The 14,745-nt window shown below is 70.0% G+C and carries 15 protein-coding genes and 1 tRNA gene; 6 read left to right on the forward strand and 10 right to left on the reverse strand.

Annotated features, from left to right (window positions below; translation table 11 throughout):
- Positions 1 to 112: 112 nt before the first annotated feature.
- Entirely contained in the window at positions 113 to 541 is a 429-nt protein-coding gene (locus ACFFCA_RS10175) for a DUF2382 domain-containing protein (protein WP_375484369.1), read from the reverse strand.
- Between the two features lie 206 nt (positions 542 to 747).
- Between ACFFCA_RS10175 and ACFFCA_RS10180 the strand changes: the two genes are divergently transcribed.
- Both ACFFCA_RS10180 and ACFFCA_RS10185 read left to right on the forward strand, forming a co-directional pair.
- On the forward strand, positions 748 to 1,296 hold the full coding sequence (locus ACFFCA_RS10180; RefSeq protein WP_375484371.1) for an RNA polymerase sigma factor: 549 nt from the start codon (positions 748 to 750) through the stop codon (positions 1,294 to 1,296).
- Positions 1,293 to 1,973 carry an Asp23/Gls24 family envelope stress response protein gene (locus tag ACFFCA_RS10185; RefSeq protein WP_375484373.1) on the forward strand — a complete coding sequence of 227 codons (681 nt, stop codon included), beginning with the start codon at positions 1,293 to 1,295 and terminating at the stop codon, positions 1,971 to 1,973. The genes ACFFCA_RS10180 and ACFFCA_RS10185 overlap by 4 nt, the downstream gene beginning before the upstream one ends.
- A gap of 29 nt (positions 1,974 to 2,002) precedes the next feature.
- Here ACFFCA_RS10185 and ACFFCA_RS10190 read toward each other — a convergent pair whose 3' ends face one another.
- The gene (locus ACFFCA_RS10190; protein ID WP_375484374.1) at positions 2,003 to 2,662 is read right to left on the reverse strand and encodes an FMN-dependent NADH-azoreductase; all 660 of its coding nucleotides are present in this window, start codon (positions 2,660 to 2,662) and stop codon (positions 2,003 to 2,005) included.
- Between the two features lie 71 nt (positions 2,663 to 2,733).
- Here ACFFCA_RS10190 and ACFFCA_RS10195 point away from each other — a divergent pair, with 71 nt between their 5' ends.
- Positions 2,734 to 3,087: a winged helix-turn-helix transcriptional regulator gene (locus ACFFCA_RS10195; RefSeq protein ID WP_375484376.1), complete on the forward strand. Its 354-nt coding sequence runs from the start codon at positions 2,734 to 2,736 to the stop codon at positions 3,085 to 3,087.
- Positions 3,088 to 3,093: 6 nt separating this feature from the next.
- Here the strand turns inward: ACFFCA_RS10195 and ACFFCA_RS10200 are convergent, their stop codons facing one another.
- The 4 genes from ACFFCA_RS10200 to ACFFCA_RS10215 form a co-directional block, all read right to left on the reverse strand.
- The gene (locus ACFFCA_RS10200; RefSeq protein ID WP_375484378.1) at positions 3,094 to 3,831 is read right to left on the reverse strand and encodes an MgtC/SapB family protein; all 738 of its coding nucleotides are present in this window, start codon (positions 3,829 to 3,831) and stop codon (positions 3,094 to 3,096) included.
- Positions 3,832 to 3,877: 46 nt separating this feature from the next.
- Positions 3,878 to 5,314, reverse strand: coding sequence for an MFS transporter (locus tag ACFFCA_RS10205; protein WP_375484380.1), 1,437 nt, complete (start codon positions 5,312 to 5,314; stop codon positions 3,878 to 3,880).
- Positions 5,315 to 5,871: 557 nt separating this feature from the next.
- Positions 5,872 to 6,228, reverse strand: a complete 357-nt coding sequence (locus tag ACFFCA_RS10210) for an STAS domain-containing protein (RefSeq protein ID WP_375484382.1) — start codon at positions 6,226 to 6,228, stop codon at positions 5,872 to 5,874.
- A 238-nt stretch (positions 6,229 to 6,466) separates the two neighbouring features.
- Positions 6,467 to 7,135 carry an ANTAR domain-containing protein gene (locus ACFFCA_RS10215; RefSeq protein WP_375484384.1) on the reverse strand — a complete coding sequence of 223 codons (669 nt, stop codon included), beginning with the start codon at positions 7,133 to 7,135 and terminating at the stop codon, positions 6,467 to 6,469.
- A 165-nt stretch (positions 7,136 to 7,300) separates the two neighbouring features.
- Here ACFFCA_RS10215 and ACFFCA_RS10220 point away from each other — a divergent pair, with 165 nt between their 5' ends.
- Positions 7,301 to 7,840: a DUF4383 domain-containing protein gene (locus tag ACFFCA_RS10220; protein WP_375484386.1), complete on the forward strand. Its 540-nt coding sequence runs from the start codon at positions 7,301 to 7,303 to the stop codon at positions 7,838 to 7,840.
- 7 nt (positions 7,841 to 7,847) lie between these two features.
- Here the strand turns inward: ACFFCA_RS10220 and ACFFCA_RS10225 are convergent, their stop codons facing one another.
- From ACFFCA_RS10225 to ACFFCA_RS10240, 4 genes are all read right to left on the reverse strand, one after another.
- A complete protein-coding gene (locus ACFFCA_RS10225) occupies positions 7,848 to 9,545 on the reverse strand; it encodes a glycerol-3-phosphate dehydrogenase/oxidase (protein ID WP_375484482.1) in 1,698 nt (565 codons plus the stop codon).
- Between the two features lie 57 nt (positions 9,546 to 9,602).
- A complete protein-coding gene (gene glpK / locus ACFFCA_RS10230) occupies positions 9,603 to 11,120 on the reverse strand; it encodes a glycerol kinase GlpK (RefSeq protein WP_375484388.1) in 1,518 nt (505 codons plus the stop codon).
- Between the two features lie 33 nt (positions 11,121 to 11,153).
- Positions 11,154 to 12,014, reverse strand: a complete 861-nt coding sequence (locus ACFFCA_RS10235) for an MIP/aquaporin family protein (protein WP_375484390.1) — start codon at positions 12,012 to 12,014, stop codon at positions 11,154 to 11,156.
- Positions 12,015 to 12,113: 99 nt separating this feature from the next.
- Entirely contained in the window at positions 12,114 to 12,950 is an 837-nt protein-coding gene (locus tag ACFFCA_RS10240; protein ID WP_375484392.1) for an Fpg/Nei family DNA glycosylase, read from the reverse strand.
- Between the two features lie 86 nt (positions 12,951 to 13,036).
- Here ACFFCA_RS10240 and ACFFCA_RS10245 point away from each other — a divergent pair.
- A tRNA-Pro gene (locus tag ACFFCA_RS10245) sits at positions 13,037 to 13,110 on the forward strand.
- A 72-nt stretch (positions 13,111 to 13,182) separates the two neighbouring features.
- Positions 13,183 to 14,670, forward strand: a complete 1,488-nt coding sequence (tig, locus tag ACFFCA_RS10250) for a trigger factor (RefSeq protein WP_375484394.1) — start codon at positions 13,183 to 13,185, stop codon at positions 14,668 to 14,670.
- The last annotated feature ends 75 nt before the right edge of the window (positions 14,671 to 14,745 follow it).

The raw sequence follows: 14,745 nt of genomic DNA on the forward strand, positions 1-14,745 counted from the left end.
CGGTCACTGGGGCTGAGCCGCAGCGGACGGGCGCAGGAGCGTCGCACATCAGGTCAGACACTGCCGGGGACAGAACCTCGCAGCGTTCGACCCGGTTCGGACCGCGCGGTGCTCAGGTGGTCGGTGAGGTGGACGTGACGGCTTCCTCGTGGCGGACGGTGTCGCGCCACACCGTGGCCTCCTGCACCGTGACCACGTCGACCGTCACCCGTTCGTAGACGTTCCGGTGCATCACGACCTCCGGAGCCTCCTCGCGGAGCAGCAGCACCAGTGGTTCTGCAGCGGGGGTGACGGGGTGCTGCACCGCCGGCCCGTCCAGAACGGTGCCTCGGTAGGACTCGCCGACGGTGCCGGGGGCCGCGTCACGGACCTCGATCACCAGTTCTTCCCGCCGTACCTCGACGTCGATGGTCCGCATCTCGGACACGACGCGCCGACGCACGCGCACGTGCCCCGACTCCACCCACTTGGTGGTGGTCAGCAGCTGCTCGGCCGAGAGCAGCACGGACGGATCGCTCTCCGAATCTCTCGGATCGGTCATGGTTGGAGTCTCCTGATGTCGGCAGCAATGCAAGGCGTGGACGTCGTCCCGCCGACCGGGGTTAGGGACGGTGACTGAGGTTAGACACGGCCCGGGAGCAAACCTCGCAGCCCGTTTTTTAGGCGCTACAGGCTGTGCGAGGCTGTTCGTGGCGACCAGCGCCGCGGGGGACACGTATGACGGAGTCGGTCGACGACGCCTTCCTGGTGGCGAAAGCCCAGGAGGGTTATCTCGACGCGTTCGAGACGTTGAGCGAACGCCACGGTCCGATGGTCTACCGGGTCGCGTTGCGCATGCTCGGCAATCATCACGACGCCCAAGACCTCGCGCAGGACACGATGCTCGCCGCATGGCGCAGCCTGGACCGTTTCCGCGGCGACTCGTTGTTCTCCACCTGGCTGTACCGCATCGTGACCCGTCAGGCCCTGAACCGGCTCACCCGGGGGCGGGTCCATCAATCCCTGGATCTGCTGAACGAGATCCCGACCAGCGAGGTGGCGGGAGACCCCCAGCTATCGGCCGAACGGCAGGCGACGGTCGACGCGGTGGGTGCCGCGGTGAGCACGCTGCCGCTACCCCAGCGCGTCGTCGTCGTCCTGCATCACTTCGAGGGCCTGTCGTACGCGGACGTGGCCGAGGTGACGCACAGCAGCGTGGCCTCCGTCCGCAGCCATCTCTTCCGGGGGCGGCGCACACTGGGCCTGTTGCTGGCCAGGGAAGCACTCGGAACCACCGAGGAGGAGGCGGACACATGAGCAACGACCGCGCCCATCCGGCGGAGAGTTCGGACGCATCCTCACGTGGTCGCGAGCGCGCGCCCTCGGACGACGGGGGCCAGAGGCTGGCGTGCGGCGCCGGCGTCGACGACCTGCTCGAACAAGTCGCCGAGGGACAAGCACACCGGCGCAGCGAGCACCAGAACGCCTGCGCTCAGTGCGAGGCCGCGCTCACCGAGTTCGTTGCCCTGTGGGCGCCGGTGAGCACGGCGGTGTCGGCACCGGTCGCGTTGCCCGCCGGCTTCACGGCCTCGGTCATGTCGCAGGTGAGGCGCCTGGCCCAGGACGTCTGGTACACCCTCGAGCTGACCGAGGGCGGAAGCATCGCCATCGCAGCCCGGGTCGTGGCGACCCTGGCCCGTGACGCGGCCCGTTCCGTCCCCGGCGTCCGGGTCGCCCTGGGCCGGAGCACCGCCGCCAAAGCGGCCCAATTGGTCGAGCGGGCCACCCTCGGCCATCGGCACCCGCACGCCGCGGTCGGCGTGCTGGGGCGCACCGCGGTCGTCGACCTGGCACTGGCCACCCGTTACGGCCAACCGGTTCAGGACGTCGCGCGCGCCGTCCAGCAGCGCGTGACCGATGAGCTACGGAAAGGTATCGGGCTGCGCAACGTGACCGTGAACGTCACCGTTGACGACATCCTCGGCCCTGGCTGACGACAACGCGCCGACCGCGGTGCACCCGCTCAGGCGGCGCGGGTCGAGGCGTGCCGGGCGGCCAGCGCGGTGCCGTGCTCGCGCGCGGTGCGCTCGGCCTCCGTGCGCAGTTGTGCGGCCAGCTCGGTGAACTCGTCCAGCGCCGGGTTGACGCCGACCAGGGTGAAGTCGGCTTCGGTGACCGTCAGGTCGAGGCCCCAGACGTCGGCGAGGATGCGGCGGATCCACGGCGTCGCGTGGTCCCAGCCCTCCCGCGGCGTCCCGGCGCCGTAGTTGCCGCCTCGCACCGTGACCAGTTCGGCCGGCTTGCCCTGCAACAGGGTGGTGCCCGGTCCCATCCGCGGGTCGGTGATGACCAGGTCGACGAAGGCCTTGAAGAACTGTGAGACGCCGAAGTTGTAGAGCGGCACCGCGAACAGCAGCGCGTCGGCATCAACGAGCTCGTCGACGAGCTGCGCGGCCAGTGCCTGCGCGGCCCGCTGCTCGTCGCTGCGGTCCTCGGGGGAGAGGAAACCGGCGGTCACGGCGGCACCCCAGTAGGTGGCCGGCACCGGGTCGGTACCGACATGCCGGCGCACGATGCGGTCGTCCGGCAGCTGCGAGGTCCATTCCCCCTCGACGAGGTCGGCGATGGCTCGGCTGTGGGATCCGTCGACGCGGAAGCTGGCGTCGAGTCGGTACAAGGTCATTGTCGCTCCTTTTCACGAGGCAACTACTTATTCAGAAGTAACACTGAGAAAGCTAGCACTATGCTGGTGGCGTGACGACAGGGCCGGCGAGTGACGTGCAACAGCACGAACCCCAGCTCTGCGACGCTGCGCTCAGCCGGGTCTTCGACATCCTCGGCAAACGGTGGAACGGCATGATCCTGGGCGCCCTGTCCGGCGGCCCCGTGTCGTTCTCGCGGCTGTCGCGCGGCGTCGGCGGGATCAGTGACTCGATGCTGTCCGACCGTCTCGGGGAGCTGGCCCGCGAGGGCATCGTCGAGCGTGCCGTCGCCGCGGGCCCACCCATCGCGGTCACCTACCGGCTGACGCCCGCCGGCGTCGCGCTGATGCCGGCCCTGGACCAACTCACGGTCTGGGCTCGCCAGCACCTGGATGCGCCCAGCTGAACCGGACTACTCGTCGTCGTCCTCGCCGGAGTCGATGTGCACGACCCCCGCAATGCCGGCCAGCGCGGCGGCCGCCCCGGCCGCACCCGGGCCGCGCAGCACCAGTGACACCGTGACGAGCCCGTCGGCGGCAGCTGTACCGCCCTCGGCCGGGCCCTCCCGGGCGACCATGGCCATCGAGTTGACCGTCCAGTCGTGGGCCGTGCACGTGGCGAGCAGGTCGCGCAGGATGCCCCGCCCGTCCTCGTAGGTGATGACGAAGCCGCGCTCGCTGTACCCGTGGGTGGCGATGAGGTGGCTCAACGGGCTGTAACCGATGACGATGACGAAGTGCAGCCCGGTCACGACGAGGGCCAGCAGGGGGAGCCCGGCACCAGCCGCCATACCGATCGCCGCGGTCTCCCACACCGACGCGGCGGTGGTCAGGCCACGGATGGCGCCCCGGCGGGTGATGATCAGGCCAGCGCCCAGGAAGCCGATGCCGGACACGATCTGCGCCGCCACCCGGGACGGGTCGAGGACCACCCGGCCGTCGGCCAGCACGTCGCCGAAGCCGTACTTGCTGACCAGCAGGATCAGGGCGGACGCGGTGCCCACGATGGCCTGGGTGCGCAGCCCGGCGCTCTTGCCCCGGAACTGCCGCTCGATGCCGATCACCGAGGACAGCGCGAAGGCCAACAGCAGCTCGCCGACCTGACGCAGGCCCTGACCGTGGCTCGCCGCGGCGGCCAGGACGTGGGACATCACGTCATTATGGCCGCCGCGGCGGGTGGTTCGGTGGTGCAGGTGATCAGTGGGCAGCCTCGCGCGCGTGCATGGGCAGCCGGAACACCAGCAGGAACCCGAGCGCGACCGGAACCAGGCAGGCCCACGTGGTGACGGCGAGCGCGTGCGTCGGCAGGTGGGCGCCGAAGGAGGAGAAGAAGATCGTTCCCAGGGCCGCCACACCGAGCGCCGACCCGAGCTGCTGGACGGCCTCGAGCACGCCCGACGCCGACCCGACCTCGTCCATGGACACGCCGGCCACGATGAACTCGAACAGCTGGCCGACGCTGGCGCCGGCCCCCAGGCCGATGAGGAACAGTCCGGGCGCGAGGTCCGTCGTCGACGCGAAGTGCATGCCGCTGACGGTGAGGGCCAGGACGGCGATGCCCACCGCCGTGAGGCCGAAGCCGATGTGCAGCAGGTGGCGGCCGAGCCGGGCGACGAGGGCGGACGAGCCGATCATCCCGACGAACATCCCGATGATCGTGGCCATCAGCGTCAGGCCGGCGTGGACGGGCGTGAAGCCCTCGCCGAGCTGGCCGAACAGCGAGACGCAGAGGATGAGCCCTGCGAACGCACCGAAGAAGGCCAGCAGGACGAGGATGCCGCTGACGTAGGTGCGGTTGGCGAGCAGGGTCGGCTCGATCAGCGAGGCGCTGCCGCGGCGGCGCTCCCAGAGGATGAAAACGACGAGCAGCACCGCGCCCGCGCCGATCATGACGAACGTCCAGGCCGGCCAGCCGTCCGGCTGACCCTGGATCAGCGGGTAGATGAGCGCGGTGAGCGCGGCACCGATGAGCACCATGCCGGTGACGTCCAGGCGCATGCCGGGACGCGAGACGGTGCGCGGCAGGACCCGCAGGGCACCGACGAACGCGGCCAGGCCGATCGGCACGTTGACGAGAAACACCAGTCGCCAGGCCATACCCCACAGGTCGGCCTCGACGAGCACGCCCGCGAGGATCGGGGCGGCCAGGCCGGACAGCGCGAGCAGGGGCCCGAACGTCCCGAACACCGTGCCCATCTCGTCGTCGTCGAAGACCTCCTTCAGCATGCCGATGCCCTGCGGGATCATCAGCGCCCCGAACGCACCCTGCAGCGCGCGGCAGGCCAGCAGGACGCCGGCGGTCGGGGCCGCGGCGCACGCGGCGGACATGAGGGTGAAGCCGGCCGAGCCGATGAGGAACAGGCGCCGGCGGCCGAACATGTCGCCGAGCCGGGCGCCGGTGATGAGGAAGACGGCGAACGCCAGGGTGTAGCCGGCGCTGAGCCACTGCAGCGTCGAGGTGCTGCCGCCGAGCGCCGAACGGATCGACGGGCCTGCGACATTGACGATGGTGGCGTCCATCAGGTCCATCATGTTGGCGACGACGACGACGGCGAAGACCAGCCAGCGCACCGGGTTGCGGGTCCGGTCGCTGGTCGCGATGCGGGGTGGCGGTTCGAGAACGGCGGTGGTCATGACTGCCTCCGGTGGGATCAGGTGGGGACCGCGGGTGGGCCCTTCGTCTGACCCCGACTGTGGCGGGGGGTGCTGGCAGCGTGCGTACACGGCACTGGCAGGTGCTGGCAGGTGCTGGCAGGTGCTGACAGCGTGCTGGCAGCTACTGGTACCTACTGGTACCTGCCTGACAGATAGCCGCGGTGTGAGTCTTGCGTTAGACCGATGTGATGTGTTTGTCTATGTCCGGTTAATCAGTAGCCGCCGTCGGTGACGAATCCCGTGAGGCTGGCCATGCCGCAAAGCCGGTGGTTCATCGCGCGATTCACCCGACCCCACACGGGCGGGGGTGAACGATGCCGGCCGCGGGGGACGGGGTCGTTCACCCCCGCCAGCCTCTCGTTGCGAGTCTCCAGGTACCGGACGGCCCGGTCTCGGTGATGGTGACGCCGGCCAGGGCGGCCGCGAGAGGTCCCGAGAGGACCTGCAGCGTCTGGGTGTCGTAGCGGTGAACAGCTACGGCCCGTAATCGGGACACGGCCTCGGGAACCTGACCCAGCATCCGGGTCAGCGCTGAATCACGAGATCTGTCGAACAGTCGCCGGCCCGTGCACGACCTCGCCGAGCCGGGACACCGACAGGACGTCATCGAGCGGCAGCAGCTCGTCGAGACCGGTGATGGCCAGCAACTGCCGGGTCTTCGGGCGCAGACCGACGAGCACGAGCGGAACCCGACGAACCCCGAGTTGATCGTGGATCTCGACGACGGCACGCAGGCCTGCAGCGTCGCAGAACGAGAGGCGGGACAGGTCGAGGCGGACCGAACCGACGCCCGACGGCAGCGCCCGGGTCACAACGGTCGGAAGCAGCGGCGCGCTCATGGCGTCCATCTCGCCGCACACCTGCAGGGTCGCCTGGCGGTTGTGGTCGATCACCTGCGTCACCTCGAGCCCGTGACGCCGGTGCACAGTGATCGACGGGGCGGCGCGGGAGGTAGTCGACCGGATGCGACGCGGTGGGGGAGTGTTCACAGCGGCAGTTCTCCAAGCAGCAGCCTCGAGGCATGCCAGAGCTTGGGGCCGTTCCTGTTGAACGGGACGGGTTACGGCGTGCGGCCGAACCGGACGAGGATCACGCTACCTGCTCCATTTCGGCGGTCGTGGGTGCCCCGGGTCAGTGCAGTCGGCGCGCGTCGATGAGCAACTGGCGGGCGAAGTCGTCGACGGTGACGCCGGCCTCGCGTGCCTGGTCACGGACCCGGCTCAGCGCCTCCGAGGCGTCGATCCCGAACCGTTCGCGGGTCATGCCGATCGCCACCCAGACGACCGAGCGTCGCTCGACGTCCGGGTTCGCGATGCTCGCGTAGAAGTCCTCACGGAGACAGGTGGTCACCAGTGCGCTCACGGTGTCGACCGCGTGGGTGCCCAGCCCGGCAGCGCCGTCGTCGTGCGTCAGATACACATCGAGCGCACCTGTGACCCCGTCGAGCAGGATGGGCTCGGACAGCGCCGACCGGTAGGGGGTGTCGGTGCGCCACCGCTCGGCGAGGCCGGGCCAGCGCCGCCGGAGCACCGAGGCGGGGGCGTCCACCCGCGACCTGGTCATGATCGACTCGATGCACGGCCCGACGCCCTCGGTGAACTGCACGCTCTCGGCGAGTGCCGCGGTGGCGTCGCTGGCGCCGAACGGCACCCGCACCTCCGACACCTGCACGCTGATGCTCGCCCCCGCGGCGCCCAGAGCACGGGCCGCGGCGGCCGCGATGCGACCCACCCGGTAGGGGTCGTCCTGCGGGTCGGGTGCACCGCTGAGTTCGTGGCGGAACAGGTCTTCGGCAGCCATGGCTCTCCAGGACGGGGCGCGGCTGTTCCGCTCATCGGTCATTACCCCGCACGGCCGCCGGGCAAGCGTAGGACGTGCACCCCGGGCCGATCGTTTGTCGGGGCGGGGGTGCGGGTACCCGGCTGCCGACGCTGAACAGCAGCGCTTACCGGACGAGGAGTGCCTGTGGCCAGTTCGACCGACCCGTCAGCAGCCGCACCCCCCGATCAGGAGGGGCCGTCCGACTTCGACAAGCTGCGCGAACCGCTGATCGGCAGGCTTTCGATGCAGGCCGTCGCTCTGTTGTTCGCAGCCGTCTTCGTGCTCGTCGGCATCCTGGGTTTCCTGCCCGGCATCACCCAGCACCTGCTGTTCTCCACCGGCCCGCGCTTCTCCGGCGAGCATTCGCACGCCATGCTGTTCGGCGTCTTCATGGTGTCGGTGCTGCACAACCTCGTGCACATCGCGTACGGGGCGATCGGCGCGGTGGCGTCCTTCTTCGCCGGGACCGTGCGCGTCTACTTCTTCGCCGGTGGGCTCGTCTACCTGGCCCTGTTCGTCTACGGGCTGGTGATCGACCAGCACACCGCGGCGAACTTCGTCCCGGTGAACACCGCGGACAACTTCCTGCACCTCGGTCTGGGCCTGCTCATGATTCTCACCGGCTTGGTGCTGCACGTCCGGCTGAACCGGATGTCGGCCGAAGAGGTCCGCGACTCCGAGTAGGGCCGCGTCAGCCGATCGGGACGATGTCCTCCGCGCCGAGCCGTGCGGCATCGGCCGTCGCGTCGTCGGGCTGCTTCTGCGACGCCCGCTCCGCCTCGACCCGCGCCAGGTAGTGCGACACCTCGCGCTCGACCTGCTCCGGGGTCCACTCGAGCAGCGGGGCCATCAGCTCGGCGGCCACCCGGGCCGCCGCGGTGCCGCGGTCCCACGTCTCGATGGAGGCCCGGGTGCGGCGGGCCAGCACGTCGTCCAGATGACGCGCGCCCTCGTGGCTCACGGCGTAGGGAACCTCGGCGCGCAGGTAGTCGTCGGCCCCGGGCAGGGGCTCAGCCAGCGACCGGTCGTTGGCGATGAGCTGCAGCACCTCCTTGACCATCGATCCGTAGCGGTGCAGCAGGTGCTCGACGCGCACGACGTTGAGGTCGTAGTCCTCGGCCAGCTCGTGTCGGCTGTTCTGCATGGCCGGCCAGCCCTCCGAACCGACCAGCGGCACCTCCTCGGTGCAGGACTCCGGTACCAGCGCGTCCATCGACCGGACGGCCTCGTCGACGGCGTCCTTGGCCATGACCCGGTAGGTCGTGTACTTGCCGCCGGCCACGACGACCAGCCCCGGTGCGGGGTGGCCCACCACGTGCTCACGCGACAGCTTGGACGTCGAGTCGCTTTCGCCGGACAGCAATGGACGCAACCCGGCGTACACGCCCTCGACGTCGGCGTGCGTCAACGGGGAACGCAGGACGGAGTTGACGTGCTTGAGCACGTAGTCGATGTCCGACGAGCTCGCCGCCGGGTGGGCCTTGTCGAGCTCCCAGTCGGTGTCGGTGGTGCCGACGATCCAGTGGCGGCCCCACGGGATGACGAACAGCACCGACTTCTCGGTCCGCAGGATCAGCCCGGTGTCGAGCTGCAGACGGTCGCGGGGCACGACCAGGTGGACACCCTTGGACGCGCGGACGTGGAACTGGCCGCGGGTGTCGGCCATGGCCTGGGTGTCATCGGTCCAGACGCCGGTGGCGTTGATGACCTGCTTGGCGTAGACGACGAACTGCTCACCGGACTCGAGGTCGCGGACCTTGGCGCCGACGACGTGCTCGCCGGCACGCTCGAACTCGGTGACCCGGGTGCGGTTGGCGACCAACGCCCCGTACGTGGCCGCAGTACGAACGATCGTCATGGTGTGCCGGGCGTCGTCGACCTGGGCGTCCGAGTACTGGATCGCGCCCACCAGCGAATCGGCCTTGAGGGCCGGCGCCACCCGCAACGCGTGCTTCTTGGTCAGGTGCTTGTGCAGCGGGAGGCCCATCCGGTTGCCGGACGTCGCCGCCATCGCGTCGTACAGGGCGATGCCTGCGCCCACGTACGGGCGTTCCCACACACGGTGCTTGAGGGGGTAGAGGAAGCGCACCGGCTGCACCAGGTAGGGCGCGAGCGTGCCGAGGGACAGGCCCCGCTCCTTCAGGGCCTCCCGGACCAGCGCGAAGTCCAGCATCTCCAGGTAGCGCAACCCGCCGTGCATCAGCTTCGACGAGCGCGAGGAGGTGCCGCTGGCCCAGTCGCGGGCCTCGATCAGGCCGACCCGCAGCCCACGGGTGGCGGCGTCCAGGGCCGCTCCGGCGCCGACCACGCCGCCGCCCACCACGAGGATGTCGAGCTCCGGACCGTCCCGCATCTCGCGCAAGGCATCGGACCGGTTCTGCGGCGACATGGCGGTTGGTTGCATGGTGCGCTCCTCGACAGGCGGTAGGGCGGCGGCTGCTGAGGGTCAGTTGTCGTCGTCTACCCAGTCCAACGTGCGTTCGACGGCTTTCTTCCAACCGCGGTACCCATTCTCACGCTGTTCATCGTTCCAGGTGGGGTCCCAGCGCTTGTCCTCGTGCCAGTGCTTGCGGACCTCGTCGGTCGACTCCCAGAACCCGACGGCGAGGCCGGCGGCGTAGGCGGCTCCCAGGGCGGTGGTCTCGGCGACCACGGGTCGCGACACCGGGACGTTGAGGATGTCGGCCTGCAGCTGCATGCACAGGTCGTTGGCGGTGACGCCACCGTCGACCTTGAGCACCTCCAAGGTGACGCCCGAGTCGGCGGCCATGGCGTCCGAGACGTCACGTGACTGGTAACAGATGGCCTCGAGGGTGGCACGGGCCAGGTGGGCGTTGGTGTTGAAGCGGGACAGCCCGACGATCGCCCCACGCGCGTCGCTGCGCCAGTACGGGGCGAACAGGCCGGAGAAGGCCGGCACGAAGTAGACCCCGCCGTTGTCGTCGACGCCGCGGGCCAGGCCCTCGATCTCGGACGCGCCGCTGATGATGCCCAGCTGGTCCCGCAGCCACTGCACGGCCGACCCGGTGACCGCGATGGATCCCTCGAGGGCGTACACCGGGTCCTGGTCGCCGAGCCGGTAGCAGACCGTGGTGAGCAGGCCGTGCTCCGAGCGCACGATCTCGGTGCCGGTGTTGAGCAGCAGGAAGTTGCCCGTGCCGTAGGTGTTCTTGCCCTCGCCTGGTTCGAAGCAGACCTGGCCGACCATGGCGGCGTGCTGGTCGCCCAACGCTGCGGTGATGCGGACGCCCTCGAGCTCGGTCGGGCGGGCGATGGTGCCGAACGCCTCGGTGTCGGACGACGACACGATTTCGGGCAGCATCTGCTTGGGGATGTCCAGGAAGCTGATGAGCTCGTCGTCCCACTGCAGCGTCTCGAGGTCCATGAGCATGGTGCGGCTGGCGTTGGTGACGTCGGTGACGTGCCGGCCGCCGTTGCGCCCACCGGTGAGGTTCCACACCACCCACGAGTCGGTGGTGCCGAAGATCGCGTCACCCTTCTCGGCAGCTTCGCGAACTCCGTCGACGTTGTCGAGGATCCACTTGATCTTGCTGCCGGCGAAGTAGGGGGCGGGCTGGAGGCCGGCCTTGTGCTTGATGGTGTCGGCGTGGCCGTCGCGTTCGAGCTGGGAGATGATCGAGGCGGTGCGGGTGTCCTGCCACACGATGGCGTTGTAGTACGGCCGGCCGGTGTTCTTGTTCCACACGACCGTCGTCTCGCGCTGGTTGGTGATGCCGATGGCCGCCAGGTCGCCGGGCTCCAGGTTGGCACTGTTGAGCGCGCTGGCCATCGTCGAGCTGGTGCGTTCCCAGATCTCGACCGGGTTGTGCTCGACCCAGCCCGATTTCGGCAGGATCTGCTCGTGCTCGAGCTGGCTGCGCGACACCTCGGTGCCGTCGTGATCGAAGATCATGAAACGGGTGCTGGTGGTGCCCTGGTCGACGGCTCCGACGTAGTCAGGCATGCGTGACGCTCCTTCGCGGCAGGGTGGTGGTTATCAGATGGTCGCTTCGTCCGGGACGGTGCCGGTCTCCTGCGACTCGGGCTCGGCGGTGGGGTCGACGTCCGGGTCGTCCGGCAGCCAGTAGCGGACGAGCAGTGAGTACAGCCCCGAACCGACCAGGCCGCCGATGAGCGGCCCGACTATGGGCACCCAGAAGTACAGGTTGCCGTACTGGTCCCGGAACGCCGTCCCGTAGCCGGTGATGAACGAGGCCATGCGCGGGCCGAAGTCGCGGGCCGGGTTGATGGCGTAGCCGGCGTCCGCGCCCAGGGCCATGCCGATGACGACGACCAGCAGGCCGATCATCAGCGGCGCCATGTTGGCCAGCGGCGGGGAGTTGCGTACGTCGCCGAGGGCCCGGATGACCAGCAGCAGCACCGCGGTGCCGATGATCTGGTCGCGCAGCGCGCCCCATTCGCTGACGGGGAGGCTGCCGTTGCCCGGCAGGGTGGAGAAGACGCCCTGCGTCTTCATGGTGTGTCCGGGGTCGACCTTGGCGAGCGTCTCGGTGTAGTTCCACCGCACGAGCAGCGCGCCCGTGAACGCACCGAGGAACTGGGCGCCGATGTAGGGCATGACCTTGCGCCACGCGAAGCCCTCGAACACGGCGAGGGAGACGGTCACCGCCGGGTTGATGTGGGCACCGCTGCGCCGGCCGGCGACGTAGATGGCCAGGGTGACCGCGATGCCCCATGACCACGCGATCGCGTCGTGGCCGCCCAGGCTGCCGTCGGTGGCCGCGTTGACCTGGGCCACGACGCCGTCGCCGAACAGGATGAGGATCATCGTTCCGACGAACTCGGCGAGCAGGGCGCCCAGCAGGCCCGTCGTCCGGTCGGTGGAAACCCCGCGCATCGCCACAGCTGTCGCCCCATCTCCGCGCTTCGTTGCACAGTTGGCGGTCGTCGTCGGCCAGGACGACCTACCCGGTCCTTCCCCGGCAAGAGGCGAATATCACTCCCGCTGGCAGTTGGGGCACCAGAACAGGTTGCGCGTCGCCAGGACCTCGGTGCGGATGGCCGTGCCGCAGATGCGGCAGGGCAGGCCGGTGCGTCGGTACACGTAGTGCGAGGTGGCACGGGTGGCCCGTCCCTTCGGACGGTCCTCCGTGCGCACGGTGACGATCCGGCCCGACCGCACCCCGGCCCGCATCAGCACCACGAGGTCGCCCCACATCTGCGCCCAGAGCTCGGGGTCGACGTCGCGTCCGGCCCGGAACGGGTCGAGCCGGTGGCGGTAGAGCAGCTCGGCGCGGTAGACGTTGCCGACCCCGGCCAGGACGCTCTGGTCCATCAGCAGGGTGGCGATCGGCGAGCGGCTGCGGCCGATGCGCTGGTAGGCACGGGTGCCGTCGGGCCGCGGGCGCAACGGGTCCGGACCGAGACGGGCGAGCAGCATGTCCACCTGTTCCGGCGTGTACAGCTCGCAGGCGGTGGCGCCGCGCAGGTCCGTCCAGGCCGAATCGGTCCGCAACCGCAGGCGCAGCGCTCCCCGCGGCTCGGGTGGTTCGGGCCGCTCGGCGGACAGGTGGCCGGTGCTGAACTTCCCGTACAGGCCGAGGTGGACGTGCAGGATCGGCGCCTGCTCGGCCGTGCCGCCCGTCTCGCTGTCGGCGGAGTAGTGGTGAAACAGGTGCTTGCCGTACGCCTCGGCGCGCTCGAGGACGCGCCCGTCGAGCACCCCGGCGCCGACCGCGAAGCGGCCCTGCGGGCTGCTGGCGTGCACGACGGAGCCGCCGAACAGCTGTTGTTGATCTCGGGCCAATCGATGCAGCGTGTGCCCCTCCGGCATGGCCACCTCCCGTCGCAGTCTGCCGGGCGACGGCCGCCGGACGCGCGGCGCCCCGGGGGTCCGTAGAGTGGAGGGCTGTGAGCGTCCGGGGTGTGGCGCAGCTTGGTAGCGCACTCGCTTTGGGAGCGAGGGGCCGTGGGTTCGAATCCCGCCACCCCGACCGAGCGTCGCGCCCGGACCGTCCCAGCCGTAACCGCCCGATCATCTACTTCCCCAGGAGGAGTACAGCACCGTGAAGAGCACCGTCGAGAACCTGAGCCCGACCCGTGTGCGGCTCGCCGTCGAGGTGCCCTTCGACGACATCAGGCCCAGCGTCGACAACGCCTACAAGGCCCTCGCCCAGCAGATCCGGGTTCCCGGTTTTCGCCCCGGCAAGGTGCCCAACCGCGTCATCGACCAGCGGGTCGGCCGCGGCTCCGTGCTCCAGGAGGCCGTCAACGAGGCCCTGCCCCGCATCTACGGCGAGGCGGCGCGCGAGCACGACCTCAACGTCCTGGGCCAGCCCGAGATCGACATCACCGACCTCGACGACTCGGCCGGTGGCGCCTTGGCGTTCACGGCCGAGGTCGACGTCCGCCCCGAGATCCCCCTCCCGAACCTCGACGCCGTCGCGGTCGAGGTCGACGACGCCGAGGTCACCGACAGCCAGGTCGACGAGCAGGTCGACGAGCTGCGCGAGCGCTTCGGCACCCTGAAGGGCGTCGACCGACCCACCGAGGCCGGCGACTACGTGTCGCTCGACCTGTCCACGACGGTCGACGGCGAGCCGATCGACGAGGGCTCCACCAAGGGACTGTCCTACGTCGTGGGTTCCGGTGACCTCGTCGACGGCCTCGACGACGCCATCACCGGCAAGTCCGCGGGCGAGAGCGCGACCTTCACGACCTCGCTGCTGCAGGGCGACCACGCCGGCCAGGAGGGCGAGATCACCGCCACCGTCAACTCGGTGAAGGTCAAGGAGCTGCCCGAACTGGACGACGAGTTCGCCCAGCTGGCCAGCGAGTTCGACACCGTCGCCGAGCTGCGCGACGACCTGCGCGAGCGCCTCGGGCGCGTCCGTGTCATGGAGCAGGGTGCCCAGGCGCGCGACAAGCTGCTCGAGAACCTCATCGCCCAGGTCGACTTCCCGCTGCCCGAGTCGGCGGTGACGGCCGAGATCGAGTTCCGCCAGCACGACATCGTGCACTCGCTGAACCACGACGACGCCTTGCTCGAGAAGTACCTGCAGGCCCAGGGCAAGACCCGCGAGGAGTGGGACGCCGAGGTCCGCGAGGGCGCCGAGCAGTCCGTACGCGCGCAGTTCATCCTCGACGCCATCGCCGAGAGCCAGGACGTGCAGATCGGCGACTCCGAGCTCACCGAGTACATCGTCCGGCAGGCGCAGCGCTACCAGATGCCGCCGCAGGAGTTCGCCAACCAGATCGTCCAGGGCGGCAACCTGCAGATGCTGGTGGCCGACATCCGCCGGAACAAGGCGCTGGCGTCGGTGCTCGAGACCGCGACCGTCACCGACGCGTCCGGCAACGCCGTCGACCTCGCGGCATTGTCCGAGGACGCCGACGACGAGAGCGCCGACGAGATCCTTGCCGAGAGCGACGTCGACGCGCTGGCCGACGGCGACGCGGCCGACGGTGACGCGGCCGACGGTGACGCGGCCGACGGCGACGCGGCCGACGGCGACGCGGCCGACGGCGACGCGGCCGACGGTGACCGGGCCTGATCCGCGCGCTTCACGCCCTGAGCGAACGCGGCCCCTTCCGGGAGTTGCCGTGACCCGCGCTTCGTTAGGGTCGAA

The sequence above is a fragment of the uncultured Jatrophihabitans sp. genome (assembly GCF_964252635.1).
Lineage (GTDB): Bacteria > Actinomycetota > Actinomycetes > Mycobacteriales > Jatrophihabitantaceae > Jatrophihabitans.